Source organism: Methylobacterium sp. GC_Met_2, from assembly GCF_026540795.1.
Classification (GTDB): Bacteria; Pseudomonadota; Alphaproteobacteria; order Rhizobiales; family Beijerinckiaceae; genus Methylobacterium.
Genome location: NZ_JALNUM010000002.1, coordinates 1 through 14,095, shown reverse-complemented (window position 1 = coordinate 14,095; position 14,095 = coordinate 1). Strand labels below are relative to the sequence as shown.

Annotated in this window: 16 protein-coding genes; 9 read left to right on the top strand and 7 right to left on the bottom strand. The window is 68.3% G+C overall.

Features of this window, described 5'->3' with window-relative positions; genetic code table 11:
- The first annotated feature begins 5 nt into the window (after positions 1–5).
- A complete protein-coding gene (gene dprA / locus OXS49_RS00990; RefSeq protein ID WP_267420939.1) occupies positions 6–1,217 on the top strand; it encodes a DNA-processing protein DprA in 1,212 nt (403 codons plus the stop codon).
- Here dprA and ruvX read toward each other — a convergent pair.
- Both ruvX and OXS49_RS00980 read right to left on the bottom strand, forming a co-directional pair.
- On the bottom strand, positions 1,207–1,719 hold the full coding sequence (ruvX, locus tag OXS49_RS00985) for a Holliday junction resolvase RuvX (protein ID WP_244000045.1): 513 nt from the start codon (positions 1,717–1,719) through the stop codon (positions 1,207–1,209). The two genes, dprA and ruvX, sit on opposite strands and share 11 nt — an antisense overlap.
- Positions 1,716–2,306, bottom strand: a complete 591-nt coding sequence (locus OXS49_RS00980) for an SMI1/KNR4 family protein (protein ID WP_346016920.1) — start codon at positions 2,304–2,306, stop codon at positions 1,716–1,718. The genes ruvX and OXS49_RS00980 overlap by 4 nt, the downstream gene beginning before the upstream one ends.
- Before the next feature lie 82 nt (positions 2,307–2,388).
- On the opposite strand from OXS49_RS00980, the gene OXS49_RS00975 reads away from it, so the two are divergent.
- The 5 genes from OXS49_RS00975 to gatB all read left to right on the top strand — a co-directional run bounded on the left by OXS49_RS00975 (position 2,389) and on the right by gatB (position 6,556).
- Positions 2,389–2,598, top strand: a complete 210-nt coding sequence (locus tag OXS49_RS00975) for a hypothetical protein (RefSeq protein WP_267420936.1) — start codon at positions 2,389–2,391, stop codon at positions 2,596–2,598.
- A gap of 138 nt (positions 2,599–2,736) precedes the next feature.
- Entirely contained in the window at positions 2,737–3,024 is a 288-nt protein-coding gene (gene gatC, locus OXS49_RS00970; RefSeq protein ID WP_244000040.1) for an Asp-tRNA(Asn)/Glu-tRNA(Gln) amidotransferase subunit GatC, read from the top strand.
- A gap of 72 nt (positions 3,025–3,096) precedes the next feature.
- Positions 3,097–4,575: an Asp-tRNA(Asn)/Glu-tRNA(Gln) amidotransferase subunit GatA gene (gatA, locus tag OXS49_RS00965; RefSeq protein ID WP_267420933.1), complete on the top strand. Its 1,479-nt coding sequence runs from the start codon at positions 3,097–3,099 to the stop codon at positions 4,573–4,575.
- Entirely contained in the window at positions 4,572–4,871 is a 300-nt protein-coding gene (locus OXS49_RS00960) for a hypothetical protein (RefSeq protein ID WP_244000296.1), read from the top strand. Before gatA ends, OXS49_RS00960 begins: the two co-directional genes overlap by 4 nt.
- Positions 4,872–5,083: 212 nt before the next feature.
- Entirely contained in the window at positions 5,084–6,556 is a 1,473-nt protein-coding gene (gene gatB / locus OXS49_RS00955; protein ID WP_267420931.1) for an Asp-tRNA(Asn)/Glu-tRNA(Gln) amidotransferase subunit GatB, read from the top strand.
- 1,068 nt (positions 6,557–7,624) lie between these two features.
- On the opposite strand, the gene OXS49_RS00950 is transcribed toward gatB, so the two are convergent.
- From OXS49_RS00950 to OXS49_RS00935, 4 genes are all read right to left on the bottom strand, one after another.
- Positions 7,625–8,671, bottom strand: a complete 1,047-nt coding sequence (locus OXS49_RS00950; protein WP_267420929.1) for an HlyD family secretion protein — start codon at positions 8,669–8,671, stop codon at positions 7,625–7,627.
- A complete protein-coding gene (locus tag OXS49_RS00945) occupies positions 8,671–8,865 on the bottom strand; it encodes a DUF1656 domain-containing protein (protein WP_244000031.1) in 195 nt (64 codons plus the stop codon). Before OXS49_RS00945 ends, OXS49_RS00950 begins: the two co-directional genes overlap by 1 nt.
- A gap of 12 nt (positions 8,866–8,877) precedes the next feature.
- Positions 8,878–10,929: an FUSC family protein gene (locus OXS49_RS00940; protein WP_267420928.1), complete on the bottom strand. Its 2,052-nt coding sequence runs from the start codon at positions 10,927–10,929 to the stop codon at positions 8,878–8,880.
- 189 nt (positions 10,930–11,118) lie between these two features.
- Positions 11,119–11,418, bottom strand: coding sequence for a hypothetical protein (locus OXS49_RS00935; protein ID WP_267420927.1), 300 nt, complete (start codon positions 11,416–11,418; stop codon positions 11,119–11,121).
- A 248-nt stretch (positions 11,419–11,666) separates the two neighbouring features.
- Here OXS49_RS00935 and OXS49_RS00930 point away from each other — a divergent pair, with 248 nt between their 5' ends.
- A complete protein-coding gene (locus tag OXS49_RS00930; RefSeq protein ID WP_244000025.1) occupies positions 11,667–12,302 on the top strand; it encodes a glutathione S-transferase N-terminal domain-containing protein in 636 nt (211 codons plus the stop codon).
- Between the two features lie 16 nt (positions 12,303–12,318).
- Here OXS49_RS00930 and OXS49_RS00925 read toward each other — a convergent pair whose 3' ends face one another.
- On the bottom strand, positions 12,319–12,783 hold the full coding sequence (locus OXS49_RS00925; RefSeq protein ID WP_244000023.1) for a DUF2147 domain-containing protein: 465 nt from the start codon (positions 12,781–12,783) through the stop codon (positions 12,319–12,321).
- A gap of 267 nt (positions 12,784–13,050) precedes the next feature.
- Between OXS49_RS00925 and ndk the strand changes: the two genes are divergently transcribed.
- Both ndk and OXS49_RS00915 read left to right on the top strand, forming a co-directional pair.
- Positions 13,051–13,473, top strand: a complete 423-nt coding sequence (gene ndk, locus OXS49_RS00920; protein WP_244000021.1) for a nucleoside-diphosphate kinase — start codon at positions 13,051–13,053, stop codon at positions 13,471–13,473.
- Between the two features lie 167 nt (positions 13,474–13,640).
- Positions 13,641–14,006 (top strand): hypothetical protein, encoded by a 366-nt coding sequence (locus OXS49_RS00915; RefSeq protein ID WP_243926590.1) that lies wholly within the window; start codon positions 13,641–13,643, stop codon positions 14,004–14,006.
- Positions 14,007–14,095: the final 89 nt, after the last annotated feature.

Sequence of the window (14,095 nt, the reverse complement as noted above, 5' to 3'; positions counted from 1 at the left end):
ATCGCATGCAGCTCACCGATGCCCAGCGTCTCGATTGGCTGCGCCTGATCCGCACCGAGGGCGTCGGGCCGCGCACCTTTCGCACCCTGATCAACCGCTTCGGCGGGGCGGCCGCCGCCCTTGAGGCGATCTCTGATCTCGGCCGGCGGCAGGGCAAGAGGCTGGAGCCGCCGACCCGGGCGCAGGCCGAGGACGAGATCGCGGCGCTGGCCCGCCTTAACGGCAGGCTGATCGCCACCGGCGAGGCGGATTTTCCGCGTCTCCTCCAGCAAACCGACGCGGCGCCGCCGCTCCTCGCGCTCCGGGGCGCCGCGATCCTGAACCGTCCGGCGGTAGCGCTGGTCGGCTCGCGCAATGCCTCGACGGCCGGGCTCGCCTTCACGGAGCGACTGGCCCGGGGCCTCGGCGAGGCCGGCCTGACGGTGGTCTCGGGGCTGGCCCGGGGCATCGACGCACGGGCCCACAAGGCGAGCCTCTCGACCGGCACCGTCGCGGTGATGGCCGGCGGTCAGGACCGGATCTATCCCGCCAATCACGGCGCCCTGGTCGACGCGATCCTGGGGGAGGGCGGCGCGGTGCTCGCCGAGATGCCGATGGGCTGGGTTCCGCGCGGGCGCGACTTTCCGCGGCGCAACCGCATCATCTCGGGCCTGTCGTACGGCACCGTGGTGGTCGAGGCGGCGCGCCGCTCCGGCTCGCTGATCACCGCGCGCTACGCGCTTGAGCAGAACCGCGAGGTCTTTGCGGTCCCCGGCTCGCCGCTGGATCCGCGGGCGGAGGGCACCAACGATCTGATCCGCCAGGGAGCGGCGCTCGTCTCCGAGGCGTCGCATGTCCTCGAGGTGCTCGGACCGATCATCGAGCGCGGCCCGGATGCGGACGCCGCCCCGGCGCGGGACCGGCCGGATCTCCGCGAGCAGCCGGACTTCTGGGATGAGATCGACCTCGACGGGTCGATCCCGCAGGATTTTGGCGCTGCGGACATAGGCAACCCGCTGGAGAGAGCCGTTTCGGACGAAATGGACGAGGAGCCCGGGCCGGACGACGACCGAGCCCGCATCGTCGCGTTGCTCGGACCGAGCCCCATCGGCACCGACGAGCTGGCGCGCAGCGCCGGCATCGGGATCCGGGTCGTCCAGACCGTCCTGCTGGAGCTGGAACTCGACGGGCGGATCGAGCGCCACGGCAGCGGCGCGGTCTCGCTGCTCAGCCGCTGAACGGGTCCGCGTCGGCCTCCGCGTCGGCGTCGACGTCGGCGAGGTGGCGCATCACGTCGAGGCAGCCCTGGAGGATGTAGGCAGCGGCAAGCTTGTCCACGAGTTCGCCGCGCCGGGCCCGGGAGGCGTCCGCCTCGATCAGCGCCCGGGTCACCACCGCGGTCGACAGGCGCTCGTCGAAAAACACGTGGGGCAGGGGCAGGATCGGCGCGAGGTTGCGCACGAACGCTCGGGTCGATTGCACCCGCGGGCCTTCGCTGCCGTCCATGTTGAGCGGCAGGCCGACCACGAGACCGCCGACCGCGTGCTGGCGGCACAGGGCCGCGAGGCGCTGCGCGTCCGGCGTGAACTTCACCCGGCGGATCGTCTCCAGCGGCGTCGCGATCTGGCGGCCGAGATCGGACAGCGCGAGACCAATCGTCTTGGTGCCGAGATCGATGCCGATCAGCCGCGCCCCGCCGCGTGAAGCGCTCGCGAAGGCGCGGATCGCGTCGTGATTCATGGGTCCGCCTGTGTGCTGCGTGCCAGCGTGGCCTCAGCAACGCCCTCGAATCGCGCGGGCAGCGGCTCGAAGCCCGGCCCGAGCACCAGGGCGGCTGAGTGCGCGGTGACTTGCGTGAAGAAGTCGTCCAGGCTCTCCCCGCCGAACCGGATCGTCTCGAGATCGGGGGCGAGCAGCCAGATATCGTATTCCGGGCCGCTTCCGGACACGTCCCAAAACAGAAGCCCGCCATCCTCGCCCCGGCCGAAGAAACAGGCCCGTTCGACGATGGCCGGATCGCCGCCCTCGACGTCGAACCGGTGCGATTCGGCCCCGTCCTCCAGCATCCCGATGGTGGCCCCGACGCTGTGGGCGATGATGCCGGCCTGCGTGATCAGATCGACGGCTTCGTAGGGGCCCGGAACCGCGATCCTGAACTGGTCACCTCCGAGGCCGACGCCGCACGTCCGGCAGAAGCTGCGGTAGGAGGCCGGTAAGGCGAAGCCGAGTTCCGCCGCGGCACGGTCGAGCTCCGTCTCACCCGGCGTGAAGCCCGGGGACAGGCTGGTGAAGATCCGCTCCCACATCGATCCCGGTCTCTCATCCACAGGCTTGCCGCTCTCCGTAGATCGCCCCGGATGCACACGGAGCGGTTCACGATTAGGTAGGTAAACACTTCGTTAAACCATCATGCGGGTTCCTGCCGTGTCGACACTTGGCCAGCCCACCCGTTTTGCGCCTCTCGGCTCGCCGCTGGCGATGCCGCGGCGGCATCGCCTGATGCTGCTGCTGGCCTTCGAGATCCTGGTCTTGGGCTTTGCCCAAGCCATGGTCCAGCCGGTTCGGCAGACCGGAATCACCATCGAGATGTCGGTTACGCCGCACCACGTGGTGACCTGACCCCAGGCATGCCCACCCGATCCTGAAGGCGGTCAGACGCCCGACTTTCCACACCGCGCGTTGCGGCGCGTCGAACGCCGATGCTATAGCCCGGCCGATCGCGGGAGGCTGCTCCCGGACAGGGACGAACGGGACGGCATGTCGGTCGACGAGAGGACGGTTCGGCGGATCGCGCATCTGGCGCGCATCGCGGTCACCGACGAAGAGGTCGGGCCGCTGCAGGGTGAGCTGAACGCGATCCTCGCCTTCGTGGAGCAGCTCGGGACCGTCGACGTGTCCGGCGTCGAGCCCATGACCTCCGTGACGCCGATGGCGATGAAGAAGCGCGAGGACGTGGTCACCGAGGGTGGCCGCGCCGCCGACGTGGTCGCCAACGCGCCCGAGACCGAGGACAATTACTTCCTGGTCCCGAAGGTGGTCGAGTAGGCTGGTCTCGGCGCCAACCGAGCGGACCGGATTTCTGATGGGCGCGCCGCGGCGCGCGGGGACGGGAACAGCGTGAATCCGAACGAACTCACCCTGGCCGAGGCGCGCGACGCCCTCAAGGCGAAGCGGCTCTCGGCCCGCGAGCTGACGCAGGCGCATCTCGACGCCATGGGCAAGGCCCGCGCGCTGAACGCCTATCTCCTCGAGACGCCGGACCGCGCCCTGGCGATGGCCGATGCGTCGGACCAGAAGCTCGCCGCGGGCGAGGGCCGGCCGCTGGAGGGCATACCGCTCGGCATTAAGGATCTGTTCTGCACCCACGGCGTGACCACGACGGCGGGCTCCAAGATCCTGCAGACCTTCGAGCCGCATTACGAATCGGCGGTCTCTGCCAATCTCTGGCGCGACGGCGCCGTGATGCTCGGCAAGCTGAACCTCGACGAATTCGCCATGGGCTCGTCGAACGAGACCAGCGCCTACGACAACGTCGTCTCGCCCTGGCGGCGCACGGGCTCGGACGCGCAGATCGTGCCCGGCGGCTCCTCGGGCGGCTCGGCCGCCGCGGTCGCGGCGCGACTCTGCCTCGGCGCCACCGCCACCGACACAGGCGGTTCGATCCGCCAGCCCGCGGCCTTCACCGGCACGGTCGGGATCAAGCCGACTTACGGCCGTTGCTCGCGCTGGGGCACGGTGGCGTTCGCCTCGTCGCTGGATCAGGCCGGCCCGATCGCCCGAACGGTGCGCGACTGCGCGATCCTGCTCGGCTCGATGTCCGGCGCGGATGCCCGGGACACGACCTGTGCCGACATCGCGGTGCCCGACTTCGAGGCGGCGGTCACCCGCGGCGTGAAGGGCCTGACCATCGGCATCCCCAAGGAGTACCGGGTCGACGGCATGCCGGCCGAGATCCAGAAGCTCTGGGACGAGGGCGCGGCGTGGCTGAAGGCCGCCGGTGCAACGATCAAAGAGATCTCGCTGCCGCACACCTCCTACGCGCTACCGGCCTATTACATCGTCGCGCCGGCCGAGGCTTCCTCGAACCTCGCCCGCTACGACGGCGTCCGCTACGGCCTGCGGGTCCCCGGCAAGGACATCGCCGGGATGTACGAGAACACCCGCGCCGCCGGCTTCGGCCGCGAGGTGAAGCGCCGGATCATGATCGGCACCTACGTGCTCTCGGCCGGCTACTACGACGCCTATTACGTCCGCGCGCAGAGGATCCGCACGCTGATCAAGCGCGACTTCGAGCAGGCTTACGCCGACGGCGTCGATGCGATCCTCACCCCCGCGACACCGTCCGCCGCCTTCGGCATCGGCGAGAAGGCCTCGGCGGACCCGGTGGAGATGTACCTCAACGACGTGTTCACCGTGACGGTAAACATGGCCGGGCTTCCGGGCATCGCCGTGCCGGCGGGTCTCGACGGACAGGGGCTGCCGCTGGGTCTCCAGCTCATCGGGCGGCCCTTCGATGAAGAGACGCTGTTCGCGGTGGCTCAGGTCATCGAGGATTCGGCCGGGCGGACCCAATTGCCTGAGCCGTGGTGGGCATGACCGTCCCGTATTACCCCTGGACGGTCTGGATCTGGGCCGGGTTCGATCCGGCGCTGATCGTGGTGGCGGTCTATCTCGGCTGGACCGCCAGCCAGTTCGGCAAGGTGTTCATCGCGGCGATCGCGGCGCTCGGATTTTCGGTGCTGTTCTCCTACGCGGTGAGCGCGGCCGGGATCCCATGGCCGGCGCCCGTCACCCATGACGGGCCGACCTTCTTCCCGGTCCGGGCCGTAGCGGCTTTGCTCTGGGCAGTGGTGGGCTACGGCGCACGCCGGGCGTTCGGACGCCGCGCTTGATCTTTTCGCGCCGCCGCCCGTAAGTAACCGCACGACATTGACCCCGTTCGCGACCTCATCCTGAGGTGCCGGAGCGCAGCGGAGGCCTCGAAGGAGCCCTTCAGCCAGCCGCGCGATCCGTGGAGCCCTCCTTCGAGGCTGCTGCGCACCACCTCGGGATGAGGTCGCGGGTGGGAGGCCCCCACCACGCACCTCTCTCGGCCCGGACGACCATGAACGCACCCGTCGACCCCAAGAAGCTGATCAAGGGCGGCCTCCACGATTGGGAGGTGATCGTCGGCATGGAGGTTCATGCCCAGGTCTCCAGCCGGGCGAAGCTGTTCTCCGGCGCCTCCACCGAGTTCGGGGCCGAACCGAACGACCACGTCTCGCTGGTCGATGCCGCGATGCCCGGCATGCTGCCGGTGATCAACGCCGAATGCATCGCCCAGGCGGTGCGCACCGGTCTCGGCCTCAAGGCCCAGATCAATCTGCGCTCGGTGTTCGACCGGAAGAACTACTTCTACCCGGATCTGCCGCAGGGCTACCAGATCTCGCAGTACAAGGACCCGATCGTCGGCGAGGGCGAAGTGCTGGTCGACATGGCCGACGGCTCCTCGATCACCGTCGGCATCGAGCGCCTGCACCTGGAGCAGGATGCCGGCAAGTCGCTGCACGATCAGGACCCGACCCGCAGCTTCGTCGATCTCAACCGCTCGGGCGTGGCGCTGATGGAGATCGTCTCCCGGCCGGACCTGCGCTCGTCCGAAGAGGCGAAGGCCTACGTCACCAAGCTGCGCACGATCCTGCGCTATCTCGGCACCTGCGACGGTGACATGGAGAAGGGCTCGCTCCGCGCCGACGTGAACGTCTCGGTGCGCCTTCCCGGTGCGCCTTTGGGCACCCGCTGCGAGATCAAGAACGTCAACTCGATCCGCTTCATCGGGCAGGCGATCGAGACCGAGGCGCGCCGCCAGATCGCGATCCTGGAGGATGGCGGCAAGATCGATCAGGAGACCCGCCTGTTCGATCCCGGCAAGGGCGAGACGCGCTCCATGCGCTCCAAGGAGGAGGCGCACGATTACCGCTACTTCCCCGATCCGGACCTGCTGCCGCTCGAATTCGACCAAGCCTTCGTCGACGGCCTGGCGGAGGGGTTGCCCGAGCTGCCGGACGCGAAGAAGGCGCGGTTCGTCGCGGATTACGGCCTCTCGCCCTACGATGCCGGCGTGCTGGTCGCCGAGCGGGCCTCGGCCGATTATTACGAGGCGGTCGCCAAAGGCCGGGACGGCAAGGCCGCGGCCAACTGGGTGATCAACGAGCTGTTCGGCCGCCTCAACAAGGAGGGCCTGTCGATCGAGGCGAGCCCGGTCTCGGCCGCCCAGCTCGGAGCGATCGTCGACCTGATCGGCGAGGACGTGATCTCGGGCAAGATCGCCAAGGATCTGTTCGAGATCGTCTGGACCGAGGGCGGCGACCCGCGCGCTTTGGTTGAGAGCCGCGGGATGAAGCAGGTGACCGACACCGGCGCCATCGAGGCGGCGATCGACCAGATCATCGCGGCCAATCCCGACAAGGTCGCCCAGGCCAAGGAGAAGCCGACGCTGCTCGGCTGGTTCGTCGGCCAGACCATGAAGGCCACGGGCGGCAAGGCCAATCCGGCCGCGGTGAACGCGCTCCTGAAGGCCAAGCTCGGGATCGCGTGAACGGTTCGCAGGGAGCGACCATCTCACCCATGACCTCATCACCGGCTACTGCACGCGCGGCTCAAGAGAAGGGGGCAGGTGGGATCGTGGAGCCGGCGTAACCGCCGGCAACGCCGCACGCGCGTAAGACCGCCTTTGATGAACGCGGCGCGGGTCCCCTCTCCCGCACGGGAGAGGGACAGGGTGAGGGATGAGAACTGCCCGAAAGAGGCACATCCTGTCGGCGCATCGATGACGCGCCCTACCCTGAGAGTTCTCGACCCTCACCCCAGCCCTCTCCCGCACGGGAGAGGGGGCAGGTCGCGCCGATGGAGCGCGTCGGCCTCCGTAAATCGAGCGGCAGGCCATGGTCCGGGCGGGAGCCCGTCTCGTCCTCCGCCACGACAAATTCCCGCCGCGGCGCTGCCGGGCAGGTGAGGGTGTTCCGATCCTCTAGAGAAACCGCGGCGGTACGGCTCGAGTTGGGGCTTTTCGCGCATTCGAAGGCGTGCCGTATCGGCCGCTTCTGCGCCCCTGGAGCCGCTTCCGTCCGGCTGTTCGTCTGGTGCCGCTAGGCCCGGGCCGAACCTGTCCCGAAACCGTCTATGCGGCGTTCCGCTGCGGTGGAGTCATCCCTGTCTCCTCCAGTTTCAGCCAATCGCAACCGTTGCGAAACCCGATCTCCTCAAGGTTTCCGGCCGATCCGTGCCTGCAATCGCGAAGCACACAGTGAGACTGCGCCCGTCATTGCAGTCGGTCAACTGCAAATATGCCGATGGAATGCTTTTTCCCGACCGCCAGCGCCATGCCGCAATGCATCGTGAAGCGGCGCAACCACTTAGATCGATCTTACGGCAGCGCAGAAACTTCAATGGTGCCCCAACTAATCGGCGACTTTTAAATTGGACTGACCGGCAAGCCGGTGCCCCGATCGGAGGATGCGTTCGTATCGCGTGTGGCTCGACGCTATAGGCGTTCCGGCGGCTTGCCGGTCAGCGACTCCACTCAAACGGTCAGGGACACGCCCCGCATTCTTACTTCCGCTGAGACGACACAGCGAACTGAAATCAAGTCACATCCGACGTGTCGTCAGCGTCGGTCAGCTTCGACGGTGGGCGTCTGCGTCAGGGCGGAAACACGCTCGCGCAGATCCATGAACCACGTCGGCGCTGGCGCACGGCCGCCATTGACCACGACCGTCGCGGTCATGCCGGCGATTAGGGGAATCTCCGGCGGAACGTGATCGATGCGGATGCGGACGGGGACACGCTGCGCCAGACGCACCCAGGTATAGACGGGATTGACGTCCGGCAGGCCCTGCGTGCTGGAAGCGGCGTTCGCCGTCGAGATGCCGAGGGTGATGCTGGACACCGTGCCGGTGAGGCGCGGGTCGAAGCCCATCAGTTTGACGTCGGCCCGGTCGCCGACATGGATGTTGGGCATCTTCGTCTCTTCGAAGTAGCCGTCGATCCAGTAGGAATCGGTGTCGACCACATTGATGTTCGACGTTCCGGTCCGGGCATAATCGCCCACGCGCATCAGCAGGTTGGTGACGCGGCCGTTGACGGTGGATTTCACCTGCGTGCGTTCGAGGTTGATCTTGGCCTGCCGGAGCTGCGCCTGCGCGCTCTCCAGGGCGGCCTCGGCGATCTTGGCCTGACCGGCAAATTGCTGCTTCTCCTCGACCGAGGTCGAAACCGTGGTGAGGGCCTGCCGCCGGGCCGACTGGGCGTTCTTGACCTGTAGATCGGCCTCGCGGTTCTTCACCTCGGCATCGGCCGAGGTCACGTTGACCTCGAAATCGACCGGGTCGATCACGTAGAGCACGTCGCCCTTGTGTACGTTCTGGTTGTCATGGACGCGCACATCCACGATTTGCCCGGCGACCTGCGGGGCGATGTTGGCGACCTGCACCCGCACCGTCCCGTCGCGCGTCCAGGGTGCAGCGACGTAGAATTCCCAGACATAGGCAGCCGCCACGAAGGCGACGAGCAGGATCACGCCCGTGGCGGCCAGGCGGAAGACCTTGGCGGCCCGGCCCCGGCGCGGAACAATCGGCAAAAGATCGTTGTGATCCGTCGTACCCGCGCGGGCGGCGGGCTTGGGATCGTCCTCGTCGGCGGTCGTTTCGGGCATCAGATCAACGCGATGAGCAGGGCGAGGACACAGACGTAGATGCCGGCCTCGGCGAGCGGGGCATTGGCAACATAGCGGCTGAAGCGGATGCGGGCGAAGACCCAGCGCAGAATCAGGAGGATGACGAAGGCCGCCAGGGCGTAGGCGACGAATGAGGAGATCAGCACCCCACCGATGTGAATGTCTTCAATCATGTTCGCGCGCGATCAACCTGTCCGCTTGAGGGGCGACACGGCTCCGACGCCGATGCGCCGAAGGAACCTGCGGTGTCGGGCGATGGTACGCGCCGCGGTGAGGAGATCGCTGGCGGCCCGCGCCGTCGTGAGGCGCACGCGCCGGTCCTGCCGCGAGGCCGCGCGGATCAGATCGCCAGCGGAGGCTTCCAAAGCGCGATCGTCCGCGGTGGCCAGCCCGGCCCGGGCGCGCAGGATCGCGTCGCGCAGGGCCGTCGTCGACCAGAGCCGTCGCAACTCGGCATGGCCGCGGGCGGCCGCCGCCTCCAGCCGGGCCACGGCGAAGGCGTGCGAGAGGCTCGCCTGCCGCACGGCGCCGCTCCCCGAGCTGTAGGCGGCGAACTGGAACAGGCGGTCGGCATTCAGGCTGGTCCGCGTCGTGGCATCGCCGCCCTCGCCGAGGAGGGCGTTCGCCAGCGCGCGGCGGGCGGATTCGAGCGCGAAGACCCGCTTCTGCGCCGACGTCACCGGGATGAGAAGGCGGACGACGATCGACAGGATGGTTGCAGCGACCACGACCAGGAACGCGTTCAGCAGAAAGGTCTCCGCGTCATAGGTCTGGGGGTTCGCGGGTCCAAGCAGGACCGGGAAGAACACGATCACGATGAAGCCGATGCCGAAGGTCTTCGGGTTCAGTGACAGGAAGCAGCCGAAGAAGATCACCGGCGCCATCACCATGGCAAGCATCGGAAAGCCCTGGACGCCGGTGAGGAAGACGAAGCGCGCGATGCCCGCGAAGGTCGACGCGAGAATCATCCCGATCACGACACCGGTGGCGAACTTTTTCGGGTCCGGCGTCACCGAGGACAGGGAAGCGGTCGCCGCCACTTGGACGAGCGCGAAGGAAGCCTGCGGCAGGCCGAGCGCCACGAAGGTTGCGGCGGTGGCGGCGAAGCCCAAGGCGACCCGGAGCGCGCCGCGCAGGGCGACGGGAAAATCCCGGTGGGTCGGCAGGCTGGCATCGCGCAGAGGCTGGTGGCCGTCCGCCACGGCCCCGATGCCGTCCTGCGCGAAGGTCGCCGCGCAGACGAAATCCAGGGCGCGCTGAAGCATTACCACCTCGTCGAGGGGTCTTTGACCGTCCCGGACGGCCTCATCTACGAGATCGCGCAGGCGCTCATCGTCGCGGTCGAGGCTATCGGGATCGGGCGCATCGGCGACTCGGAGGCAGATCGCCAGCGCCTCGGCGACCGCTGGGCTCGGGTTCCGCAGATTCGCGCTGGCCGCCGCCACAGTCCGGATCGAGGCCGCCATCACGTACAGCGCGGCGATGCAGCTCCGCGCGCCGGCAGCCCGGAAGGGGCCGTCGTCGAGTTCCCCCGCGATGGCGCTGGCATCGGCCCGCATCGGCGCGATCGTCCGGATCAGCGCGGCGGTGCGCGCGGCACCGAGATCGCCTTGCGCCAGGGATTCACGGGCGTAGGCGCGCGTCCCGTCCCAGGCCTTGCGGAGCTGCGGCAGCAGGGTCCGCCACGTGCTCGGGGAGGCGAGGGCATCGTTGATGAAGGTGATCGCCACGATACCGAGGACGATCACGGCGACGCGCGAGACGGCGGCATCGAAGGCCCCCTGAGGATCGTCGATCTGTCCCAGCGCAATGATCGCAACCGTGTAGCCCGACAGCATCGCCCCATAGGCGCGGGTATCCTGGAGATACTGCGCCACGAACACGCACAGGCCGAGCCAGACCGTGACGCTGGTGAACAGCAGGACCCGGTCCTGCCCGAACAGCGCGACGACGACGATCGACACCACCGCACCGATCAGCGTGCCGAGCAGGCGATAAACGGCCTTGGAGATGGCCTGCCCGCGCTTCGGCTGGGCCAGGATCGCCACGCAGGTGGCGGCCGAGGAGGCGCTGTCGAGCTGCAGCCAAAAGGCCGCCGCCAGCGCCAGCATCATGGCGATCCAGACGCGCAGGGCGAAGGCCCAGGCCGCGGGCTTGGGCACCCAGGCGTCGAGAAACCCGATCACCCGATCGATCGGCGAGACCGGACCCACGCCGGTGGCCGACGACTCAGCCATGCCGGGACCGGCCCGGCACAGCCCCGCGGCTTCGGTTCGACAGAACGGCGCGCGCCGATCCAGCCTCCGCTTCGACGGAAACGGCGCGGGGCATCCACCGGGGCAGGCCTTCGTGCGTCACAATTCGTACCCCGGTGGTCCGCAGCTCCGGCGTTAGGAACGAATGAGACGCGTCGCAGTTCGCGCGCCTTAGGTCTTATCGCCGCCCTTCAGGCGCTTGTTGCACTTGCTCCAGTATTGGGGCCACTTCGGACCCTGCGCGGCCTTCTGCGCGTCGGTGAGCGCGCGCCACTCGGAGCCACAGGTCTTCTGGCGGGTGCGCGCGGCGGTCTGGCCGGGCGTCAGCTCCTTGGTAGCCGGGGTGCCCGGTGCGGTGGCCGGCGCCTCGGCGGCGGCCGGAGGTTTTGCGGGCGCATCCTTCGCCAGCAGCGGCTGGGCGGCGAGCAGCGGCACGGCAAGCCCCACGATCGTCACGAATCGGTTGATCATCGTCTCGGTCCCCCACGGCGCCATGGCGACGCCCCGGTCGCCTATCTCGCCGCGCCCGCGTGGGGTCGGCAAGGGTCAACCGGACGCTGCCAACAGGCAGTGCATCACAGCGCGGATCTTGAACCGCCAGCCGCTCCTGCCGTTGAGCCCTTGAGCGCGACGGGGAAATCGTCTTCATTGCCGGGATTGTCCGAACCCGGCAGTGGGGGCGCCGCGCCGCGGCGATACGGTCGAGGAGCAGGCAGAGCATGGCAGCGGTTTCCGGGCGGCCGATCGACGTCCATACCTGGAGCACGCCGAACGGCTGGAAGATTCCGATCATGCTGGAGGAGTGCGGGCTCCCGTACAGGATCGTCCCGGTCGACATCGGCAAGAACGAGCAGTTCGCGCCGGATTTCCTGGCGCTCTCGCCCAACAATAAGATTCCGGCGATCGTCGATCCCGACGGACCGGGCGGCGAGCCGATCTCTGTGTTCGAATCGGGCGCCATCCTGCAGTATCTCGGGCGCAAGACCGGTCAGCTCTATCCTACCGACGAGCGCGCCCGCGTTCTCGTGGACGAATGGCTGTTCTGGCAGGTCGCGGGCTTCGGGCCGATGCTCGGGCAGACCCACCATTTCAAGATCTACGCGCCCGAGAAGGTGCCGTACGCGATCGAACGCTTCACCGCCGAGGCGAAGCGCCTGTACGGCGTGCTGGAGCGCCGCCTCGAGGGTCGGGCCTATCTGGCCGACGATTACTCGATCGCCGACATCGCGACGTTCACCTGGGCCAAGCTCAACTTCAAGCAGGGTGTCGCCATCGAAACCCTGCCGAACGTGGGGCGCTGGCTGGAGAGCATGCTGGCGAGGCCGGCGGTCCAGCGCGGCCTCGCGGCGATCTGACGAACCGTTTCAGCCGTCAGTTCTTGTTGGCGGCCTGCTGATTGACGTCCGGCACCCGCGTCCAGGTCTGGGAGCCGCACAGGATCTTGAGCATGCAGCCGGAGACGCTGAGCTCGGCCTCGCTCTCCCGCTCGAGGCTGACCGTGTAGATCTTGCCCTCCTCGATATTGTAGATCTCGCCGGAGAATTTTTCCTCGTCGGGCTTCAACCCGTCGATCAGCTGTAGGCCCATGACCGGGCGGCTGCGCTTCTTCGGATCGGGGTTCTTGAGGTCGGTGCGCGGCGCGCCGGACTCGGTGGTCGGCAGCTTGAGCCACACGACCTTGCCGCAGACCAGCTTCTGGCCCGGGCCGCACCGGTCGATCCGGATCTTGGCTCGGCCATCGCCGGTCAGCCACGTGCCGGAGGGATCCTTGCCGGTGTCTGCGGTGGCGGCCGAGAGGCCGGTGAGGAGCAGGGCGGCGCTGAGAGCGATGCGCATGGTTCGTCTCCGTGAAGGGGGCGTCGCAGACGCCCGGGGGATGGACGAAGTCGATGGAGCGGGAGTGAGCCGTCGCAATCAGGCGAATTTTCGGCGGTGTTGCGGCGGAGCCACGGCCACGCTTGCGGGTCGAGTTCACCCGGCGCCGCTTGAGACCCTGCGGACCCACCGCTATAAGCCCGGCGCCGAAGCGAAATTTTCGCTCATGCGGCGCGGCCGGCATCCCGACGCGCCGTACGCCTTTTCCACAGACGGACCGGACGCATCATGGCCACCGAGCGCACCTTCTCGATCCTCAAGCCCGACGCCACGCGGCGGAACCTCACGGGCGCCGTCAACGCGGTGATCGAGGAGGCCGGCCTGCGCATCGTCGGCCAGCGCCGCATTCGCATGAGCCAGGCCCAGGCCGAGACATTCTACGAGGTGCACAAGGAGCGCCCGTTCTTCGGTGAGCTCACCAGCTTCATGACCTCCGGCCCGGTGGTGGTCCAGGTTCTGGAAGGCGAGAACGCCGTGGCGAAGTACCGTGAGGTCATGGGCGCGACGAACCCCGCCCAGGCCGCCGATGGCACGATCCGCAAGAAGTTCGCGGAATCGGTCGGTGAGAACACCGTCCACGGTTCGGACAGCGCCGAGAACGCCAAGCTCGAGATCGCGCAGTTCTTCCAGGATTCCGACATCGTCGGCTGATCCTGAAGGCGGTGGCGGGCCGGGCACACCGGGCCGCCATCGTTCCCCCGCGCGCTTCGGGGTGCGGTGAATGCCGCCCTGTGTGTCCGGCCCGCCATTGACGGACGGGAGCCTGGAGGCGTCCAACGGCCGAGCTTGATCAATTTCAGCCCTGGACTAGGACCCCCATGACGATGCGCCGCCTGCCCCTGCTGATCGCGACCGGTCTCATCGCCCTCGGCGCGACCGCCGCCCTCGCGGGCGGATCCTCGGCCCCGTTCCAGCAATACGAGCCGGACCCCGCGCTCAAGACCGCCACCAAGGCGAACCTCGAAGGGCGCGTGCGCCACGCCTGCACGATCGTCCAGGCTCGCCTGACCAGCGCCCCCGAGGCATCCCTGGAGCGTCCCTGCGGCTGCTACGCCCGGCAGACCCTGCGCAGCCTCGACGCCTCCGAGATCGAAGCCTATCGGGCGACCGGCTATTTCAACGATACCGCACGCGCCAAGGCGCTCTCGGCACTGGACAGCTGCAAGCTGCAGCGGCCGGTCTGAGGATCACCGGGGCGCCGCCCCGGACCCTGCCGAAGGGACTCGTCCCTTCGGAATCCCCTTATACGCTGAACAGGACGCCCTCCGGGGCC

What these genes read in the sequence shown, in the direction of transcription:
- OXS49_RS00960 (WP_244000296.1), top strand. Translation starts at nt 4,572, where the DNA reads ATGACCGTCCCGTATTACCCCTGGACGGTCTGGATCTGGGCCGGGTTC.
- OXS49_RS00935 (WP_267420927.1), bottom strand. Translation starts at nt 11,418, where the DNA reads ATGATCAACCGATTCGTGACGATCGTGGGGCTTGCCGTGCCGCTGCTC.
- OXS49_RS00975 (WP_267420936.1), top strand. Translation starts at nt 2,389, where the DNA reads ATGCGGGTTCCTGCCGTGTCGACACTTGGCCAGCCCACCCGTTTTGCG.
- ruvX (WP_244000045.1), bottom strand. Translation starts at nt 1,719, where the DNA reads ATGAATCACGACGCGATCCGCGCCTTCGCGAGCGCTTCACGCGGCGGG.
- gatB (WP_267420931.1), top strand. Translation starts at nt 5,084, where the DNA reads ATGAACGCACCCGTCGACCCCAAGAAGCTGATCAAGGGCGGCCTCCAC.
- gatC (WP_244000040.1), top strand. Translation starts at nt 2,737, where the DNA reads ATGTCGGTCGACGAGAGGACGGTTCGGCGGATCGCGCATCTGGCGCGC.
- OXS49_RS00925 (WP_244000023.1), bottom strand. Translation starts at nt 12,783, where the DNA reads ATGCGCATCGCTCTCAGCGCCGCCCTGCTCCTCACCGGCCTCTCGGCC.
- OXS49_RS00950 (WP_267420929.1), bottom strand. Translation starts at nt 8,671, where the DNA reads ATGCCCGAAACGACCGCCGACGAGGACGATCCCAAGCCCGCCGCCCGC.
- ndk (WP_244000021.1), top strand. Translation starts at nt 13,051, where the DNA reads ATGGCCACCGAGCGCACCTTCTCGATCCTCAAGCCCGACGCCACGCGG.
- OXS49_RS00915 (WP_243926590.1), top strand. Translation starts at nt 13,641, where the DNA reads ATGACGATGCGCCGCCTGCCCCTGCTGATCGCGACCGGTCTCATCGCC.
- OXS49_RS00940 (WP_267420928.1), bottom strand. Translation starts at nt 10,929, where the DNA reads ATGGCTGAGTCGTCGGCCACCGGCGTGGGTCCGGTCTCGCCGATCGAT.
- dprA (WP_267420939.1), top strand. Translation starts at nt 6, where the DNA reads ATGCAGCTCACCGATGCCCAGCGTCTCGATTGGCTGCGCCTGATCCGC.
- OXS49_RS00945 (WP_244000031.1), bottom strand. Translation starts at nt 8,865, where the DNA reads ATGATTGAAGACATTCACATCGGTGGGGTGCTGATCTCCTCATTCGTC.
- OXS49_RS00930 (WP_244000025.1), top strand. Translation starts at nt 11,667, where the DNA reads ATGGCAGCGGTTTCCGGGCGGCCGATCGACGTCCATACCTGGAGCACG.